General features: G+C 72.9%; 15 protein-coding genes. 10 read left to right on the top strand and 5 right to left on the bottom strand.

The annotated features are described in order from the left end of the window. Positions 1-138: 138 nt before the first annotated feature. From RMT89_RS11175 to RMT89_RS11135, 9 genes are read left to right on the top strand one after another with little or no spacing between them, the layout of a single operon-like run. Complete coding sequence (locus RMT89_RS11175) at positions 139-1,944, top strand: fatty acyl-AMP ligase (protein WP_315883667.1); 1,806 nt, start codon at positions 139-141, stop codon at positions 1,942-1,944. 37 nt (positions 1,945-1,981) lie between these two features. Further along, positions 1,982-2,305, top strand: coding sequence for an acyl carrier protein (locus RMT89_RS11170; RefSeq protein ID WP_315883666.1), 324 nt, complete (start codon positions 1,982-1,984; stop codon positions 2,303-2,305). Beyond that, a complete protein-coding gene (locus RMT89_RS11165) occupies positions 2,302-5,337 on the top strand; it encodes a beta-ketoacyl synthase N-terminal-like domain-containing protein (protein ID WP_315883665.1) in 3,036 nt (1,011 codons plus the stop codon). Before RMT89_RS11170 ends, RMT89_RS11165 begins: the two co-directional genes overlap by 4 nt. Then, a complete protein-coding gene (locus tag RMT89_RS11160) occupies positions 5,334-6,356 on the top strand; it encodes a 3-oxoacyl-ACP synthase III family protein (protein ID WP_315883664.1) in 1,023 nt (340 codons plus the stop codon). Before RMT89_RS11165 ends, RMT89_RS11160 begins: the two co-directional genes overlap by 4 nt. Then, positions 6,353-8,293, top strand: coding sequence for an HAD-IIIC family phosphatase (locus RMT89_RS11155; RefSeq protein WP_315883663.1), 1,941 nt, complete (start codon positions 6,353-6,355; stop codon positions 8,291-8,293). The genes RMT89_RS11160 and RMT89_RS11155 overlap by 4 nt, the downstream gene beginning before the upstream one ends. Next, entirely contained in the window at positions 8,290-8,529 is a 240-nt protein-coding gene (locus RMT89_RS11150; RefSeq protein ID WP_315883662.1) for a phosphopantetheine-binding protein, read from the top strand. The genes RMT89_RS11155 and RMT89_RS11150 overlap by 4 nt, the downstream gene beginning before the upstream one ends. Further along, on the top strand, positions 8,526-8,735 hold the full coding sequence (locus RMT89_RS11145) for a hypothetical protein (RefSeq protein ID WP_315883661.1): 210 nt from the start codon (positions 8,526-8,528) through the stop codon (positions 8,733-8,735). Before RMT89_RS11150 ends, RMT89_RS11145 begins: the two co-directional genes overlap by 4 nt. After that, positions 8,732-9,832, top strand: coding sequence for an alpha/beta fold hydrolase (locus tag RMT89_RS11140; protein WP_315883660.1), 1,101 nt, complete (start codon positions 8,732-8,734; stop codon positions 9,830-9,832). The genes RMT89_RS11145 and RMT89_RS11140 overlap by 4 nt, the downstream gene beginning before the upstream one ends. Continuing rightward, entirely contained in the window at positions 9,829-10,638 is an 810-nt protein-coding gene (locus RMT89_RS11135) for a thioesterase domain-containing protein (protein WP_315883659.1), read from the top strand. The genes RMT89_RS11140 and RMT89_RS11135 overlap by 4 nt, the downstream gene beginning before the upstream one ends. Here RMT89_RS11135 and RMT89_RS11130 read toward each other — a convergent pair. The 5 genes from RMT89_RS11130 to RMT89_RS11110 are packed head-to-tail and all read right to left on the bottom strand — an operon-like array spanning position 10,571 to position 17,125. Further along, on the bottom strand, positions 10,571-11,491 hold the full coding sequence (locus tag RMT89_RS11130) for an MBL fold metallo-hydrolase (RefSeq protein ID WP_315883658.1): 921 nt from the start codon (positions 11,489-11,491) through the stop codon (positions 10,571-10,573). The genes RMT89_RS11135 and RMT89_RS11130 overlap by 68 nt on opposite strands. Next, entirely contained in the window at positions 11,491-13,398 is a 1,908-nt protein-coding gene (locus tag RMT89_RS11125; RefSeq protein ID WP_315883657.1) for an AMP-binding protein, read from the bottom strand. Before RMT89_RS11125 ends, RMT89_RS11130 begins: the two co-directional genes overlap by 1 nt. Further along, positions 13,395-14,570, bottom strand: a complete 1,176-nt coding sequence (locus RMT89_RS11120) for a thiolase family protein (protein ID WP_315883656.1) — start codon at positions 14,568-14,570, stop codon at positions 13,395-13,397. Before RMT89_RS11120 ends, RMT89_RS11125 begins: the two co-directional genes overlap by 4 nt. Before the next feature lie 6 nt (positions 14,571-14,576). Then, complete coding sequence (locus RMT89_RS11115) at positions 14,577-15,926, bottom strand: MFS transporter (protein ID WP_315883655.1); 1,350 nt, start codon at positions 15,924-15,926, stop codon at positions 14,577-14,579. Beyond that, the gene (locus RMT89_RS11110; RefSeq protein ID WP_315883654.1) at positions 15,926-17,125 is read right to left on the bottom strand and encodes an alpha/beta fold hydrolase; all 1,200 of its coding nucleotides are present in this window, start codon (positions 17,123-17,125) and stop codon (positions 15,926-15,928) included. Before RMT89_RS11110 ends, RMT89_RS11115 begins: the two co-directional genes overlap by 1 nt. Positions 17,126-17,234: 109 nt before the next feature. On the opposite strand from RMT89_RS11110, the gene RMT89_RS11105 reads away from it, so the two are divergent. Then, positions 17,235-17,852: a TetR/AcrR family transcriptional regulator gene (locus RMT89_RS11105; RefSeq protein WP_315883653.1), complete on the top strand. Its 618-nt coding sequence runs from the start codon at positions 17,235-17,237 to the stop codon at positions 17,850-17,852. The last annotated feature ends 35 nt before the right edge of the window (positions 17,853-17,887 follow it).

The raw sequence follows: 17,887 nt of genomic DNA, 5'->3' as shown, positions 1-17,887 counted from the left end.
TCGACCATAGGTGAAACCCCAAACCCTTGACGTGCGCACCAATTTTCGCTTTACGCCGCCTTTTCACGGCACCTCAAGGCTGAGGGCACCGATGGCACTCGGTGCCGTCGCAAGGATCGCCCTGGGAGAGGACAGCCCGTGCCACACCAGCTTCAGCACCGGACGTTGACGGACGCCGTACGCACCGGCGTGGACCGCCACCCCGAGCGTGCCGCGTTCGTGTACCTGCACGAGGACGGGCCGGTCATGCGGCCCGAGCAGCTCAGCTACGCCGAACTGGACCGCCGGGCCCGCCTGGTGGCAACCCGACTGCAGCACGCGTCCAAAGACCCCTCGCGTCCGGTCCTGCTGCTCTACCCGCCGACCCTGGACTTCGTCACGGCCTTCCTGGGCTGCTTCTACGCGGGCCGTACCGCCATCCCCGCGCCGCTGCCCGACGAGCCGGGCGAACGGCTCGCCCGGGTCCACGGCATCCTGCGGGACGCCAAGGTGGGTGCGGTGCTGACGCTCCCGGAGTACCGGCAGGCCATCGGGGCCTGGCTGGTCGCCGCGGGAGAGCAGGATGTGCTGTGCATGGCGACCGGCGGGGACGACGACGAGTCGGCCGACCCGGACCTGTGGTCCCCGCCCCGCGTGCGCGACACGGATGTGGCCTTCCTCCAGTACAGCTCCGGCTCCACCAGCGAGCCGAAGGGCGTCATGGTCACGCACGCCAACCTCGCCGCCAACGAGGACGCCATCCGCACCGCCATGGTGACCCCGGAGGGTGTGGTGGCCGGCAGTTGGCTGCCGCTCTACCACGACATGGGGCTCATCGGCATGACCCTGCACCCGCTGTGGATGGGCGGCACCAGCGTGCAGATGTCACCGATCGCCTTCATCAAGCAGCCGCACCGCTGGCTGCGCATGATCCACGACTACCGGGTCGAGGGCACCGCCTCCCCCAACTTCGGCTACGAGCTGTGCACCCGCCGCGTCACCGAGGAACAGTCCGCGGACCTGGACCTGTCCAGCCTGCGGGTCGCCCTCAACGGAGCCGAGCCGGTACGCGCCGAGACCCTGCGCGCCTTCGCGAGCCGCTTCGCCGCCAACGGGCTGCGCCCAGGGGCCCTCCTGCCCTGCTACGGCCTGGCCGAGAACACCCTGCTGGTCTCCAGCGGGGACACCGAGGCCGCCCACCTCGAACTCACCGTGGACGCCCGCGCCCTGGAGCAGGACGAACTGCGGCCCGCCCGCAGCGACCGGCCCGCCCGCACTCTGGTCGGCTGCGGCCGTCCGAAGGACACCGAGGTGCTCATCGTGGACCCGGTGACCCTGCGGGTACTGCCCGGCGGCCGGGTCGGCGAGATCTGGCTGCGCGGCCCCTCGGTGGCAGGCGGCTACTGGAACCGCAAGGAGATGACCGCCGAGACCTTCCGGGCGGAAACGGCGGACGGCCGCGCGGGCTGGTTCCGCACCGGCGATCTAGGCGCCCTGCTCGACGAGGAGCTCTACGTCACCGGGCGGATCAAGGAAATGCTGATCCAGCACGGCCGCAACCTCTACCCACAGGACATCGAGCAGGCCGTACAGGAGTCCGGGGAGGCGTACCGGCGCGGCGGCGGCGCGGTGTTCACCGTCACCGACGAGGCGTCCGAGCGCTCGCACGTGGTCGTGGTGCAGGAGCTGCGAGGGCGGGCCCCCGAGGACCTGGACCTTCCCCAACTCGGCGCCTCCGTCCAGTCCCTGATCAGCCGTCAGTTCCAGCTGCCCGCCGTGAGCGTGGTGCTGGTGCGACCCGGCGCGATCCGCAAGACCACCAGCGGCAAGACGCAGCGCACCCTCATGCGGCGGCTCTTCCTCGACGGCAGCCTGCCGGCGCTGCACCAGCGCCTGCAGCCCGCGGTCGCCGCCCTGGTCACCCCCACGGCCGCGGCACCCGAGCCCGCCGCCACCCGCCGTTGAGATCCGAAGGCCCGAGCTCCGGAGAGAGAGAAACACCATGAGCATCGCCCCCGAAACCCGCGACGCCCGTCACGCCGAGCCCTCGCCCCGCGGGAAGGCACCCGGCCTCGTTCCGTGGCTGACCGAGCGGGTCGCCTTCCATCTGCGCAAGCCCGCCGAGGACATCGACCCGGACACCCCGCTCGCCGACTACGGCATCGACTCCGTCGCGGCGATCAGCATCTGCGGCGAGATCGAGGAGGAGTTCCGGATCGCGGTCTCCCCCACGATCGCGTACGACTTCCCGACCGTCCACGCGATCGCCTCCCATCTCGCCGAACTCCTGGCCGACCGGGCGACGGACGGCAAGGACCGGTCATGAGCGTGCGCGAGCCCATCGCGGTCGTCGGTCTCGACTGCCGTTTCCCCGGCGCCCGTGACGCCCAGGAGTACTGGGCGCTCCTCATGGACGGACGCGACGGCACGGGCCGGGTGCCCGAGCAGCGCTGGGACGCCGAGCGCTATCACGCCGTTCCCCCGTCCGCCCCGGACAGCGCCCACGAGGCCCGGCCGCCCGGCCGCAGCAACACCGTGCGCGGCGGGTTCATCCGCGACCCCGACGCCTTCGATCCCGTCTTCTTCGGGATCGCACCGCGCGAGGCCGCCGCGATGGACCCGCAGCAGCGGCTGCTGCTGCAGTGCTCCTGGCGGGCCATCGAGGACGCCGCGATCGCGCCCCAGGACCTGGCCGGCACGGCGACCGGCGTGTTCGTCGGAGTGATGGCCAACGAGTGGGCGTTTCTGGCCCTCAAGGACTACGACCGGATCACCGCCCGCCACGGCTCCGGCAACGGCTACTTCATGGGCGCGAACCGCGTCTCGTACCACCTCGACCTCAAGGGCCCCAGCCTGGCCGTGGACACGGCCTGCTCCTCCTCGCTCGTCGCCGTCCACCTCGCCATGAACTCGCTGCGCTGGGGCGAGTGCGACCACGCCCTGGTGGGCGGCACCAACCTGATCATGACGCCGGTCATCAACATCTTCTACACCCAGGCCGGCCTCTCGGCGCCCGACGGCCGGTGCAAGCCGTTCAGCGCCCAGGCGGACGGGATCGGGCGGGCCGAAGGGGTGGCGGTGCTGATGCTGCGCCGGCTGAGCGACGCCCTGGCGGACCGTCAGCCGGTGTACGCCGTCCTGAAGGAGACCGGCAGCAACCAGGACGGCCGTAGCAACGGCATCACCGCGCCCAACCGCTGGGCGCAGGAGCAGCTGATCGAGTCCGTGTGGCAGCGGGCCGGGATCACCGCCGACGACATCGGGTTCGTCGAGGCGCACGGCACCGGCACCCTGCTCGGCGACTTCATCGAGGCGCAGGCGCTCGGCCGGCTCACCAGTGGCCGCAGCGGCGGCAGCGTGGCGCTGGGTTCCGTGAAGAGCAACTTCGGGCACGCCGAGGGCGCGGCGGGCATCGCCGGGCTCATCAAGGCCGTCCTCGCGCTGCACCACCGCACGGTGCCGCCGAGCAGGTACGCCCACGACGAGAACCCCCGGCTGAACCTGTCCGGACAGCGGCTGTCCCTGCTGAAGTCGCCGCTCAGGCTGCCCTCCGGCACGGTGCACGCCGCGGTGAGCAGTTTCGGGATGGGCGGCAGCAACGCCCACGCGGTGCTGGCCTCCGCACCCCGGGTCGTGCACCGGACCCGCCCCGGGGCACCGGGCGTGTTCACCGTCTCCGCCCGCAGCGCGGAGCGGCTGCGCGCCAATCTGCTGGCCCAGGCCGACGCGCTGTCCCGCCGTCCCGGCGATCAGCTGGCGCAGCTGTGCTGGAGCAGCAACCGGGTCAAGTCCCGGCTTCCGCAACGGGTGGCCGTCGCCGCCACCGACCTGCCCACTCTGGTGGCGGGGCTGCGCGAGGCCGCCGAACACGGCGAGGGGACGGAGGTCAGGCGCGGTGCGGCCCCCTCCGTGGCGTTCGCCTTCACCGGGCAGGGCGCACAGCACCCTGGGATGGCCGCTTCCTGGTACCGGTCGTGCCCCGCCTACGCACGGCACTTCGACGAGGTGGACAAGCTGCTCGCCCCGCACACCGGGCAGTCCGTGCGCGACCTGATCCTCGACGGCGACCCGGAGATCCACCGCCCGCGCCTGACCCAGCCCGCGCTGTTCGCGGTCGGGTACGCGATGGCCGCCACCCTGACCGAGGCCGGGATCGTGCCTGCGTACGTCATCGGGCACAGCATCGGCGAGTTCGCCGCCGCCTGCGTGGCCGGGGCGCTCGACCCGGCGGACGCCGCCCGGCTGGTCGCCCGGCGCGGGGAGCTGATGGAGACACTGCCCGAGGACGGCGGAATGCTCGCGGTGGCCCTGGACGCCGCGGAGGTCGAGCCGCTGCTGGCGGGGCGGCAGCGGCTCGGCCTGGCCGCCGTCAACGGCCCCCGCCGCACGGTGGTCGCCGGAGACCTCGGCGAACTCGCCACGCTCACCGAGGAGTTGACCGAACGCAAGGTGGCGGCCCGGCCGCTCGCGGTCTCCCACGCCTTCCACTCGCCGCTGATGCTGCCCGTGGTCGAGGAGTTCCGCCGCGCCTGCGCGGACGTCTCCGACCCGCGCCCGAACCTTGCGTTCTTCTCGACGGTGCACGGCCGGCAGCTGACCGACGAGGAAACCCTGGACGCCGGGTACTGGGCACGGCAGATCACCGCACCGGTGCGGTTCGCCGAGGCCGCCCGCGCCCTGCTCGCCACCGACGTCACCCACGTGGTGGAGATCGGCCCGGCCGCGGTGCTCACTCCGCTGCTGGCCCGGCTGCGGTCGGCCGACGGCTCCACGGCGAACCTGCACGCCGCGCACCCGGGCGAGCAGGCCCCCGGCCACCGGCCCCAGCAGCTGTTCGGCGAGCTGTGGTGCGCGGGCCTGACACCCGACTGGGACGTGCTGTACACCGAGTCGGACCGGCTGCCCCGACGGCTGCCGCCCTATCTGTTCGACGAGTCGTTCCGCGCCTGGCGCTCCGGCTCCGCCCCCATCCACCCGGAACCGTCCGTGCCCCCCACCGGCGCGGACGCCGCGGCACCGCCCCTCACGGGCCGCGGGGAATCGTGTCCGCCGACCCCGGCGGAGGACCTGCCGGACTCCCTCGCCGCGCTGGCCCGCCGTCTGGTGTGCCGGGTCGGCGGACACGACCCGGACCTGGTGCACGACACCACCCGGCTCCACGAGGACCTGGGCTTCGACTCGATCCAGGCCGTGGAGCTGAAGACCCGCATCGAGAGGGAGCTGCCACAGCTCGGCACGCTCCCGGTCGAGGAACTGCTGGAGAGCATGCGCACCGTCGGCGACCTCGTCCGCTATCTGCAAGGCCGCGGCCTCGCCGACGCCGCCGTGACCCTGACCCCGGAAGGAACCGGCCGATGACCGCTCCCACCGCACACCTGGCCTCGGTCGGCACCTGCCTGCCCGGGGAACCCGTGGACAACGCGACCCTGGCCAAGCTCGTCGGCGTCGACGAGACCTGGGCCGAGATGTTCATCGGCAACACCAGCCGGTACTTCGCCGTCGACCTGGCGACCGGTCAGGTCCGGCACAGCCTGGCCGACATCGCGGCGACCGCCGCCGACCGGGCGCTGGCGCAGGCAGGCCTCGATCCGCGCGACATCGACTGCGTCGTCATGGGCACCGCGACCCCGGACCATCTGATGCCCGCCACCGTGAACCTGGTCGCGGACCGGCTCGGCATCGACAACGTCCCCACCTATCAGCTCCAGTCCGGCTGTGCCGGTGCCGTACAGGCCCTCGACGTGGCCCGCACCCTGCTGCTGGCCGGGCGCTGCGCCACCGTGCTGGTGATCGGCGGCGACGTGTGCGCCAAGCACCTGGAGCGGGACTTCGACCCCGGTACCCGCACCTCCGCCGAGCTCGTCAACTACGCCCTCTTCGGCGACGGCGCCGGCGCGGCCGTCATCAGCACCGAACCGCTGGGCCCGGGGATCGCCATCCGTCAGGTCCTCAACCGGCTGGTGGGCCTGGGCCGGGAACCCGGCCAGATCATCGACTGGTTCGGACTCGGCGACCGGCACAGCGACCGTCCGGCGGTCTCGGAGGACTACAAGGCGATCGAGGAGACGGTGCCGTCCCTGGCCCAGCAGATGTTCTGGGAACTCCTCGGCGATCTGGGCTGGGGCGCCGACCAGGTGGACTTCCTGTTGCCCCCGCAGCTCTCCGGCCGGATGAGCGACCGTATCTCGGCGGCCATGCCCGCCCCGGGCGCCCGCCGGATCAACGTGGTGCGCACCGTCGGCAACAACGGCAACGCCCTGCCCTTCCTGCAGCTCGCCGAGCTCCTGGAGCAGTGGGACGGGCCCGGACGCGCCGTCGCGGTGGCCGTCGAGTCCAGCAAGTGGATCAAGTCCGGCATCGCGCTGGAGCGCTCATGACCCAGGCCCAGGAACGGATCCCGAGTCCGGCACCCACGGCCGGCTGGCACGACCAGGGGGCCCTGGCCACCCTGCGCGGGCTGTACCGCGCCGGGAAGCTGGCCGCGGAGTACGGCTCGGTGCGGGCGCTGCTGTCCCGTATGCCCCGGGCCGATCTCCCGGCCGCGGGCCAGTTGCTGGCCCGGCTCGACCTGGAGGAGGTGCGCCGCAACGTCCCTGACGCGGCGGTGGTCTCCGTGGCCGTGACCGGCGAGTCCACGGTGGCACCGGTGGTGGGACCGCTCACCGCCGAACTGGCCCGCCACGGGCTGCTGCTGGACGCGAAGGTCTCGCCGTACGGGTCGTATCTGCAGGACCTGATGCGGCCGGCCGACACGGCGCAGGACGCGGACCTGACGCTGTGTCTGCTCGACGCGCACACGGTCCTCGGCGATCTCACCGTGCCCTGGCGGGCCGAGGACGTCGAGGACGCGGCGCGCAGCAGACTCGCTCTGGTCTCCGCCGCCGTACGCGCCCATCAGCAGGCCGGTCGCGGACTGCTCGTGCTCAACACGGTCCCGCTGCACCGCCGTCTGACCCACCAGCTGGTCGATCTGCGCTGCCGCGCCCGGCTCGGCGCGGTGTGGCGGGAGTTCAACAGCGGGCTGCTGTCGCTCGCCGCCGAACACCCGGGCGTGGTCGTCGTGGACCTCGATCCGCTGATCGGCGAGGGCGTGCCCGCGGGTGAGCCGCGCGCCGCCCAGTACGCCCGGGCCCGGCTGTCCGAAGCGCTGCTGGCCGCCTACGCCCGGGAGGCCGCGCACATCGTCCGCGCCCGCCTGGGCCGCACCCGCAAGGTCCTGGTGCTGGACCTGGACGGGACGCTGTGGGGCGGGGTGCTCGGCGAGGACGGGCCCGGCGGTATCGAGCTCGGGGCGGGGCTGCGCGGCGAGGCCTTCGTGGAGTTTCAACGGGTCATCCGGCAGCTCGGCTCCCAGGGGGTGCTGCTCGCGATCAGCAGCAAGAACGACGCGGACGCCGTGAGCCAGGCGCTGCGAACGCATCCGGCGATGCTGCTGCGCGAGGACGACTTCGTCCACGTGGGCGCCAACTGGAAGGCCAAGCACGACAATCTCCGGGACATCGCCGAACGGCTCGGACTCGGCCTGGACAGCTTCGTCTTCGCCGACGACAGCCTCTTCGAATGCGGGCTGATCGGCGAGCAGTTGCCCGAGGTCGCCGTGGTCCGCGTCGACGACGAACCCGCCCTGCACCCGTCCGCGCTGCTGGCCGACGGCTGGTTCGACCTGTTCGAACTCACCGAGGCCGACCTGGAACGGGCCGACCGCTACCGCACCGAGGCACGGCGGCAGGAGTTCCGCGAGGACGTCGCCTCCTACCAGGACTATCTCAACGGGCTCGGTCTTGAGGTCACCCTCCGCCCCCCGGACGAGCCGGAGCTGGCCCGCGTCTCTCAACTCACCCTGCGCACAAACCAGTTCCACCTGGCCACCGAACGACTCGACGTCCCGCAGGTGGCCGACCGGACGCGGCAGCCGGGACGTCACGTGATCGCGGTGCACGCGCGTGACCGCTTCGGCGACCACGGACTGGTCGGCGTGCTGTTCCTGCGCCGCGACGAGCAGCTGCTGCGCATCGACAACTTCGCCCTGAGCTGCCGCGTGTTCGCCCGGGGCATCGAGAGCGCCTGCGTGGCCGCGGTGCTGGAGTTCGCCCGCGACACCGCGGCGCAGGCCGTGGCCGGCCGCTATCTGCCGTCGCCGCGCAACACCGCCTTCGCCGCGTTCTACGCCGACCAGGGCTTCACCCCCATCGGCACCGACCCGGACGATCCCGACGCCGTCTTCTTCCGGCACGACCTCGGCGACATCGCCCCCGCCCCCGCTCATCTGCGGCTGCGTGCCGCGTTCGGGCCCGACGACGGAGACCGCACATGACCACCACCCTCGCCGACACGACGGAATTCCGCACGCTCCTGGAGGAGGAACTAGGCCTGTACCTGGAGGAGGAGGACCTCGACCGGCCCCTGGACGACTTCCCCGACTGGGACTCCGTACTGCTGCTGCGTCTGGTGACCGTGGTGGAGGGCGTCGTCGGGGGGCGGATCCCGGTGGCCGATCTGCTGCAGGCCAGGACGTTCCGGCAGATGCACCAGGTGGTGACGGACCGATGACCGCTCCCGCACCCCAAGAACCCGAAGCCTGCCTGCACTTCCACGCCCTGTTCCTCGACACCCAACTGGACGTGGTCTGGTCCCCCGGCCTCGGCAGGCGGATACGAACCGGCCTCGCCCGGCTCGTCCCCGGCGGCGCGCCGACACCCCCCGCCATGCCCGATGTCCCGGCACGCACCCCGGAAGAGAAAGGAGCCGCCCGATGATCCCCACAGCGGAGCTGCGCCGGTTCGCCCTCCCGCACGCGTACGCCCAGGGCATCCCCGGCGATGTCATCCACCGCGTCATGCAAAGCCTCGACGAGAAAGAGGACGAGGGCGCCTGGACCCACACGTGGTCGTCCCTCGCGATGGCGGCCGAGACCCGCGGCCGCGACCTGGACGCGGTCCGCTACTACGCGATGGCCCGCTTCCCGTACGCCGACGGCCCGGACCGGCTCGCCGCCCAGCAGGCCTGTGTGGCGGCCTTCGACCGCTGGCGCAAACGCGTCCGCGGCATCTCCCGGCTCGATCTGCCCTACGCGGACACGGGATTCGGCTGCTGGGCCACCGGCCTGTCCATCCGCAACAGGCTCCCGCTGATCCTCGTCGTCGGCGGTATCGCCGGCATCAAGGAGCAGTGGGCCCCTGTGCTCGCCGAGTCCGACCGGCTCGGCGCGGCCGTCGTGGTCACCGAGCTGCCGGGGGCCGGCGAGAACTCCCTCACCTACGGAACGGACAGCGTGCGCATGCTCACCTACCTCCTCGATCTGCTCGGCCGCGCCGCCGACACCTCCCGCACCTGCGTCGTCGGCCTCGGCTTCGGCGGCCATCTGGCCCTGCGTCACGCACTGGAGGACGACCGCATCCGGGGCCTGGCCACCGTCGGGGCGCCGGTACGGGACTTCTTCGTCCGGGCCGCGGACCACACACCGCTGCCGCGCCTGGTGAACCTCACCCTGTCCCACGTGATGCGCACGCCGGTGGACCGGCTCCCGGCCGAGCTGGCCGACTGGGGCATGGACGAGGAACGGCTGACCCACCTGCGCATCCCGGTCGCCTGCGTGGCCGGCCGCGACGACGAGCTCGTGCCCTACTCCGACGCCCAGCTGCTCGAACGGACCGTGCCACGCCTGCGGCTGGTCGAGAACGACACGCTCGGCGGCCGGCCCGAACAGGCCGCGGAGACCCGGCTGTGGCTGCTGGCGCAGGCGCTGCGGATGGCGGGCACAGCGGGCGCGGTGCGCAGGGCGGCCTCGGCCCGAGCCCGCGTCCTGCGCGCCCGCCGCCGCCTGAACGGTACGTCGGCCGGAGCCCCCGCATGACCACCGCGGCCGTGTCCTGCCTCAGCCGGGCGCCCCGTACGGACGCCCGGCTCCGGCTGTTCTGCTTCCATCACGCGGGCGGCGGGGCCTCGTTCTTCAGCTCCTGGGCCGCCCGAGTCCCGGCCGGCGTCGACGTCCTGCCGGTCCAGCTGCCCGGGCGCGAGGCGCGCTACCGGGAACGCCGCTTCCAGGACGCCGGGGAGCTCGTCGAGACGCTCGGGCGGGATCTCGCCCCCTGCCTCGACGAGCGCCCCTGGGCCGCGTACGGCCACAGCATGGGCGCCCTGGTGGCCGTCGCCCTGTCCGCGGCCCGGCTGCGCCAGGGAGGCCGGGGGCCGGAGGCGCTGTTCCTCGGCGCGTACGCGGCCCCGCATCTGACGCCCACGCTGCCGCTGCCCGACCGGTACGAGGACCGGGAACTGGCCCGTCTGCTGGTCGACTTCGGCGGCATGGACCCGCAGTTCCTGGAGCGCGAGGACTGGCTGCGGGTGCTGTTGCCCATCGTCCGGGACGACTTGCGCGTCTGCGCGAGCCATGCCCGGGCGGGGCTGCCGGACCCGGACGACGAACGGGCCCGGCTGCCCCTGGCCGTCGAGGCCTTCGCAGGCGTCGACGACCCGTTGGTGGACCCGGCGAGGGTGCGCGCGTGGGAGCGGTACGTACGCGACTTCCGTATGTCCCTCGTCCCCGGCGGTCACTTCTTTCCGCGCGAGGAGCCCGGTCCGTTCTTCGCCCGGCTCAACCGCTCCCTGGCCCGGCTGCTCGGGGAGCCGGAACCGGCCGGACCACCCTCGGCACCCGGCTGATCCGGCGCCGGCTGTCGTCGGCGTTCTTCTCGTACAGCGCGCGCTGTTCCTGGATGCCCGGCATGACCCACGACGGCCGCGCCGAGGAGTCGGCGAAGGCGAGCCCCGTCGTGTCGGGCCCTATCCCGGTCAGGGTGAGCGCGAAGGGCGCCAGGTAGTCGATGGCGCCGTCCGGGGCGAGCCGGAACGGGCGGTCGTGGCCCGGGTAGATCACGTCGGACGCGTCCAGGATCCGCCCGATGCTGTGCTCGGCCTGGTCGGCGTCCCAGAAGACGAGGGGGTTGCGCCCGGTGGTGGCGACGTACGCGAAGTGCAGGGCGTCGCCGGTGATCGTGGCGCGCCCCGCCTCGGTGTCCACGACCAGGCCGATGCTGCCGGGCGAGTGTCCGGGCAGGCCGAGGACGGCGACGCCGGGGATGAGCTCCTCCCCGTCCACCACCTCGCGGACGGGGAGCTGTTCGAGCAGCAGCCCCGTCCAGGCGGGCGTGGCCCAGTCGTTGGCGTGCGGGGTGTGGGCATAGCGGCGCTCGTCGGGGTGGAGGACCAGGGTCGCCGAAGGGAACAGGTCGATGTTCTGTACGTGGTCCCAGTGGGCGTGGGTGAGGACGACGGTGTCGATGTCGGCGGCGGACAGGCCGTGCTCGGCGAGCGCGGTCCACAGGAAGGGGCGGCGCCCGACGTGGGCGGCGTCGACGAGGATGTTCCGGGGCCGTCCGGCGGCATCCGGGCCACGCACCAGGAAGACTCCGCAGAAGGCGGGATAGCCCTGATCGGTATCGAGGGCGAAGCCGGGCAGGAGGATGTCGACGGTCGGCATGGAACTCCCTTGGTCCAGGGGCGGGTTGCCCGTCATCAGGTGTCCTGCTGTACGGCCGTACGCAGGGCGTCGAGGCTCTCGGGGTTGACGAGGGTGGACAGGTCGCCGGGCTCCTCGCCGGTGACCACGTCGCGGATCAGGCGCCGCATCACCTTGCCGTTGCGGGTCCTGGGCAGCTCGGGCACGGCGAGCACCCGGCTGGGCCGGAACGCGGAGCCGAGGGCGTCTGCGACCCGTGCGCGGATCCGCTCGCACTCGGGTGCGCCGAGCGGCACCTCGGCAGCGGGGACCGCGAAGCACCACAGGGCCTCGCCCTTGACGGGGTGCGGTATGCCGACCGCGGCCGCCTCCTGGACGGCCGGGTCACCGAGGACCGCCTCCTCCACCTCGGCGGGGCCGAGGCGTTTGCCGGCCACCTTGATGACGTCGTCGAGCCGGCCGTGCACGAACCACTCCTCGCCGCTGCGGGAGACGAGGTCCCCGTGCGACCAACGCCCCTGCCTGCGGCCGAAGTAGGCCTGGGCGAACCGTTGGCGTGACCGCCACAGCCCCAGCGTCATGCCGGGCCACGACTGCCGCACGACCAGCTCGCCGATCTGCCCCTCGGGCACCTCGGCGCCCGAGGCGTCCTCGACGGCCGCGTCGATGCCCAGGCAGGGGCCCGCGAAGCCGCAGGGCGACTGGGGCAGGGTGGGCGCGGAGGCGAGCAGGGAGCCGCCGACCTCGGTGCCGCCACAGATGTTGATCACCGGGCAGCGTTTGCCGCCGAACTCGGCGAAGTACCAGTGCCACGCCTCCTCGGTCCACGGCTCCCCGGTGGATCCGAGGATCCGCAGCCGGCCGGGTGCCTGCGGATGCGGCAGGTCACGGGCCATCAGCATGCGGGACAGGCTGGGCGAGCTGCCGAACACGGTGACCTCGTGGTCGTCGAGCAGCCGCCACAGGCGGGTGGCGTCCGGATGGTCTATCGCGCCCTCGTACGTCAGGACGCAGGCACCGGCGAGGGTGGCGCCGACGGCGATGAGCGGGAACATGATCCAGCCGGGGTCGGTCACCCAGAAGACGACATCGTCCGGCCGCAGGTCCAGGTTGTACCGCGTCTCACTGCCCACCTGTGCCGGGAAGCCGCCGTGGGTGTGGACGGCGCCCTTGGGCCTGCCGGTTGTGCCGGAGGTGTGCAGCAGGAGGAAGGGGGTGTCGGCGGCGAGCGAGACGGTTCCGGTGGGCTCGGCGGCAGCCCAGAGGGGCGAGGCGCCCGGCTGCTCCGGCAGGACCACGAGATGCCGTACGCAGGAGACCTGCTCCAGCGCCTTGCGGGCGGCGCTCTCCATGTCGTACCGGCGTCCGTGCCGGACGGAGGCTGCCGCCGTGACCAGGACCCGGGGCTCGGCGTCGGCGAGCCGCACCGCGATCGCCTCGGCTCCGAAACCGGAGAACAGCGGGACCAGGACCGCGCCGATGCGCGCGCACGCGAACAGCAGGACGAAGGCCTCGGGCCCCGGCGGCAGATACGCGGCCACCCGGTCCCCGACGGTGACCCCGAGTTCGCGCAGCCCGCCCGCCACCCGGGCGCTGTGCGTGGCCGCCTCCTTGTACGTGAGCGCTCCGCGCGTGCCGTCCTCCCGTTCCCAGCGCAGGGCGGGGGCGCCGCCGCGCCCCTGCCGCACGTGACGGTCGAGGCAGGAGTCCACGAGGTTGGTGCGCCCGCCCGGGAACCAGCGGGTGAACGCGATGCCTCCCGTGTCGTCGCGGACGCGCCTGGGCGGCTCGTGCCAGACGATGCCGATGTCCCGTACGGCCCGCTCCCAGAACCATTCGGGGTCGGCGACGGACCTGGCCTGCAGGGCGCGGTAGCCGCCGTCGACGCCGTGCTCGCGGCAGAAGGCCGCGATGTTGCTGTGCTCGGTGTGCTCGCGGGCCGGGTACCAGGCGTGGGCGCTCACCGGACGGCGCCCGGGTTCTCGATCAGTGCGGCGATGCCCTGGCCGCCGCCGATGCACAGGGCGATCACGGCGAACCGGCCACCGGTGCGGCGCAGTTCGTGCGCCGCCTTGAGCAGCAGCACCGCTCCGGTGGCGCCGACGGGATGGCCGAGGGCGATCGCGCCGCCGTTCGGGTTGACCCGGTCCGGATCGAGCTTGAGACCGTCCATGACGGCGAGGACCTGGGCCGCGAACGCCTCGTTGAGCTCGATCACGTCGATGTCGTCGAGGGTGAGATCGCTGCGCTGCAGCAGGGCGCGGATCGCCTCGGCGGGGGCGACGCCCATGATCTCCGGTTCGAGAGCGGTGACCACCGTGTCCCGCAGCCGGCACAGCGGCGTGGTCCCGGGGGCGAGGTCGGCCCTGCGCATCAGGAGCACAGCGGCGGCGCCGTCGTTGATGCCGGCCGAGTTCCCGGCGGTGATCGTGCCGTTCTGCGTGAACACGGCGGGCAGGCCCGCCAGTTTCTCCGCGGTCGTGCCGGGCCGGGGGTGTTCGTCCCGCCCGACGATGCCGTCCGGGGTCTCGACCGGGATGATCTGGTCCAGGAACCGCCCCTCGTGGACGGCGACTTCGGCCCGGCGCTGGCTCTCGGCGGCCCACCGGTCCTGGCGCTGCCGGGAGATGCCGTACCGGCCCGCCACCACTTCGCCCGTCATGCCCATCGGGTAGTGCCCGAAGGGGTCGGTGACCAGGGACAGGGTGCCGTCGACGGTGGACGCTCCGGGCACTTCGTCGGGGGCGCGCTCGCTGTAGTCGAGCAGGGGCTGACGGGTCATCGACTCGTTGCCGCCGGCCACGACGAGGTCCGCCTCGCCGAGCGTGAGGCTCTGCGCGGCCGACCAGACGGCCTGGAGACCGGATCCGCACAGTCGGTTGACGTTGTACGCGGTGGTCCGCACGGGCAGCCCGGCGGCCAGGGCCGCGCGCCGGGCGTTGAAGGCATCGGGGCCGACCTGGCCCACACAGCCCAGGACGACCTCGTCCACGGCGGCGAGTTCGGTCCCGCCGCGGACGACCGTCTCCTGGATCACGAGGGCGCCGAGGCGGTGGGCGGGGATGAAGCGCAACGCGCCGTTGTACCGGCCGATCGGGGTACGTGCCCCCTGGACGACGGCGATGTCTACGGGCATCGGGGGTCACTCCTTCGCTGAGGGCTCTGCGTTCGCGGCGGACGCGGTCGGCTTCGGGGCGCTGTGCCCGAGCAGGACCCGGGCGTCCCGGTCGGGCCGGATCAGGAGCACCGAGAGCGCGGCCCCGGTGATCAGCAGCCAGGCGGCCAGGTCGAAGGCCCGGCCGTAGCCGATGGCCTCGGTGGGCGCCGCGTCGATGATCCGCCCGGTGGCATAGGGGGCGACCAGGCTGGAGAGGGCGGCGAGCGCGTACGAAAGTCCGAGGGCCGCGCTGCGCCGGCCCGGCGGGCAGATGTCCGCGATCGCCGCGTTGGTCAGCGGGGTCTGGCCGTTGCCCGCGGAGAACGCCACCACCAGCAGTGCCAGCAGCAGGACGGCGGGGGCGGCCCGGGTCATGCCGAGCATGCACACCCCGGCGAGCAGCGGCAGCAGCGCGCCCAGCAGTCCCTGGGCGAGGCGGGCACTCACCCCGCGTCGCAGCAACCGGTGCGCGACAGCCCCGGCGGTGAGCACCAGCACGGCCATCGACAGCGCGGGCAGGCCGACGATCCCGCTGATCTCCGCGTCGCTGAACCCGGCCTGCTCCTCCAGGTACAGCGGCACCCAGGCGAACCCGAGCGCGAGCGTCCACATGACCGCGAAGGTGGAGAGGGTGGCGCCCAGCCAGGTACCGGTGGTGACGACGCGCCAGAAGGGCACCGTGTCGTGGGCCGCTCCTGACGGCTCGTCCCCGGGACCGAGACGGGCGGTGTACGGGCCCCCGCCGCCCAGCCGTAGCCACAGCGCGGTCCAGAGCAGGCCCGCCGCTCCGAGCAGGCCGAACGCGGCCCGCCAGCCGAGGGTTTCACTGACCAGGATGACCAGCGGGGCGGCCAGGACGCTGCCGCCCGCGCCGCCCGCGACCACGACGGCCGAGGGCAGCGCGCGCCGCTTCTCCGGGTACCAGGTGAAGGCGGTGTAGTTGGCCAGCGGATAGCCCGGCCCCTCACCCGCGCCCAACATCACCCGGGTCGCGACGAGCGCGCCGAACCCGGCGGCGGGGAGGAGGACCGGCAGTTGCGCCGCCGCCCAGACCAGGGCGAGCACGGCGAGCAGGGGCCGGGGGCGGATGCGGTCGCCGAGAAAGCCGACCGAGACGGCGGAAAGACTGAACAGCAGATAGAAGCTGCTGGCGATGGTCCCGAACTCGGTGGCCGTCAGACCGAGTTCGTCCTTGATGGGGCCCGCCGTCAGACCGAGTACGGCCTTGTCGGCGGCGTTGATCACGATGAAGAGCGCCAGCACGGCCAGGACGGCGCGGGCCCGGCGCCGGGTACCGTCCGCCTCGGCCGGCCGGCTTTCGGCCTCCAGGGTCATCAGCGGCCCAGCCGTTCGTCGAGCCAGTCGAAGACCCGCTGGTGAAAGCGGAGCGCCGCGCCTTCCTGGCAGTGTTCGCCGGCCCCTTCGTCGGCGGTGAACACCATCAGGTCCTTCTCGCAGCGCAGCGCGTCGTGCACCCGCTGGGCCTCGCCGCAGCAGATCACGTCGTTCTCGGCGTCGAGGACGAGCGTGGCGCAGGTGATGTGCTCGGCGACGTGGTCGAGGTTGTACGGCGCGCAGGCGCGCAGCGCCTCCGCCGCTGTCTTGGTTCCGAAGACCCACATGCCGTGCCGCAGGAACCAGCGCACCCGGGTGCTCTGGGCCATGCTGACGGCGAGCGCGGGCCCTGCCACGTCGTCCCGGCCGTCCGTCACCCACTCGCCGAGGAAGGGCGGGATGGCCCGCAGCGGGAGTTCGCAGAAGTCGTAGATGCCGTTGTGCAGGACGCACGCGGCGATCCGGTCCTCGAAGGCGGCGGCCCGGGCGGCCAGCAGTCCGCCGAAGCCGGTGCCGAAGAGCACCAGCTTCCCAGGGTCCACATCCGGACGGGACAGGGCGTGGTCCACGACCGGCGCGACCACGTGTTCCCAGTCCGGGCGGAAGATCAGTCCCTGCTCCCGCCGGACGGACTGCTGGCCAGGTCCTTCGAAGGCGAGCACGTGGTAACCGCGGCGCAGCGCCCCGCCGCCCACCATGAAGTAGAGCTCTTCCAGGGTCGAGTCGTAGCCACCGTGGTGGATGACGGTGGGCAGCGGACTGCCCGTGCCGTCCGCGAGGAACAGGTACCCCGGCAGGGTGGTGTCCTCGTAAGGGATCTCCAAGGGCAGCACGGGTGTGTCGAACAGCTCGGCCGCCCGGGCGAACGTCTGCCGTGAGTTGCCGGCGAGACGGTCCGACTCGGCGTCGGACTCCCGGTCCTCGACGCGGAAGAAGTCCGCGGTCCGGTAGTAGTTCGAGGCCCGCAGGCAGGCCTCGCGGGCGCTGACCCGGTGGCCCGCGCCGAGCGCCTCGTCACCGATGCGGTGCAGGCGTTCGGCGACGGCTGTCCACGCGCCGCACCAGGCCTCCTCGTCACCGTCGGGGATGTGCCGGCAGGTGGCCAGGACCTCACCCAGATCCGCGCCGCCGTACGCGGCATGCCCGGCCGTGCGCAGTGCCTGGAAGGAGAACGCCGTGTCGTCGAAGAGGAACCTCATCGGGCCCCCTTTCCTCCTACGGAACGGAACAGGGCCGTTCCGTCACGGCGGGACCGTACTCCTGGCCCGGACGGAACGCAACCGTTCCGTCCGGTGTTAATCTCCCGCAGTGGAGTCGACCAGCCGGAGTGCGTTCGACCGCGGGCCCACGGGCTCGGCGGTGCTGCGGGAGTCCGTGACCGAGACGATCAGGCGAGCCGTGTTCGAGGAGCTGGCCGAGACCGGGTACGCCCGGATGTCGATGGAGGCCGTCACCCGCCGGGCCCGCGTCGGCAAAGCGGCCCTCTACCGCCGCTGGCCCGCCAAGGAGGCCATGGTGGTGGAGCTGGTCTCCGAGGCCGCCGCGGCACACCTTCCCGAGACGGCCGGCTCCGGTTCCCTCCACGACGACGTCGAACGCTTCGTCCGGGACACCATGGCCGACCTCCACCACCCGCTCGTCGGCCGGATCATCCCCGACCTGGTGGCCGAGTCCGCCCGCAACCCGTCCCTGCGCGACGCGCTCCATGAGGCGGTCCTCGCTCCCCGGCGCGCGGCGGTGGCGGACCTGCTGCGCCAGGCGGTGGACCGCGGCGAACTGCCCGCCGACATCGACATGGCCCTGGCCGTCGACCTCTTCGGCGCCCCGCTCTACTTCAGGATGCTGGCGGTGGGCGGCCCCACCGACGACGCCTACGTCACCCGCCTCACCCAGGCCGTCCTCGCGGCACTCGCGGCCAGCCGCTGACTCCGTCCGCTCCAGGCCACCACTGGGCGACCAGC

It is taken from the genome of Streptomyces sp. P17 (assembly GCF_032436805.1).
GTDB lineage: Bacteria > Actinomycetota > Actinomycetes > Streptomycetales > Streptomycetaceae > Streptomyces.
The sequence above is the reverse complement of the archived record's forward strand: the minus strand, read 5'-3'. Positions and strand labels throughout refer to the sequence as shown.

Excerpts from the sequence above, each read along its gene's own strand:
- RMT89_RS11145 (WP_315883661.1), top strand. The coding sequence starts at position 8,526 with ATGACCGCTCCCGCACCCCAAGAACCCGAAGCCTGCCTGCACTTCCAC.
- RMT89_RS11135 (WP_315883659.1), top strand. The coding sequence starts at position 9,829 with ATGACCACCGCGGCCGTGTCCTGCCTCAGCCGGGCGCCCCGTACGGAC.
- RMT89_RS11115 (WP_315883655.1), bottom strand. The coding sequence starts at position 15,926 with ATGACCCTGGAGGCCGAAAGCCGGCCGGCCGAGGCGGACGGTACCCGG.
- RMT89_RS11120 (WP_315883656.1), bottom strand. The coding sequence starts at position 14,570 with ATGCCCGTAGACATCGCCGTCGTCCAGGGGGCACGTACCCCGATCGGC.
- RMT89_RS11155 (WP_315883663.1), top strand. The coding sequence starts at position 6,353 with ATGACCCAGGCCCAGGAACGGATCCCGAGTCCGGCACCCACGGCCGGC.
- RMT89_RS11110 (WP_315883654.1), bottom strand. The coding sequence starts at position 17,125 with ATGAGGTTCCTCTTCGACGACACGGCGTTCTCCTTCCAGGCACTGCGC.
- RMT89_RS11165 (WP_315883665.1), top strand. The coding sequence starts at position 2,302 with ATGAGCGTGCGCGAGCCCATCGCGGTCGTCGGTCTCGACTGCCGTTTC.
- RMT89_RS11140 (WP_315883660.1), top strand. The coding sequence starts at position 8,732 with ATGATCCCCACAGCGGAGCTGCGCCGGTTCGCCCTCCCGCACGCGTAC.
- RMT89_RS11170 (WP_315883666.1), top strand. The coding sequence starts at position 1,982 with ATGAGCATCGCCCCCGAAACCCGCGACGCCCGTCACGCCGAGCCCTCG.
- RMT89_RS11130 (WP_315883658.1), bottom strand. The coding sequence starts at position 11,491 with ATGACGGGCAACCCGCCCCTGGACCAAGGGAGTTCCATGCCGACCGTC.
- RMT89_RS11150 (WP_315883662.1), top strand. The coding sequence starts at position 8,290 with ATGACCACCACCCTCGCCGACACGACGGAATTCCGCACGCTCCTGGAG.
- RMT89_RS11160 (WP_315883664.1), top strand. The coding sequence starts at position 5,334 with ATGACCGCTCCCACCGCACACCTGGCCTCGGTCGGCACCTGCCTGCCC.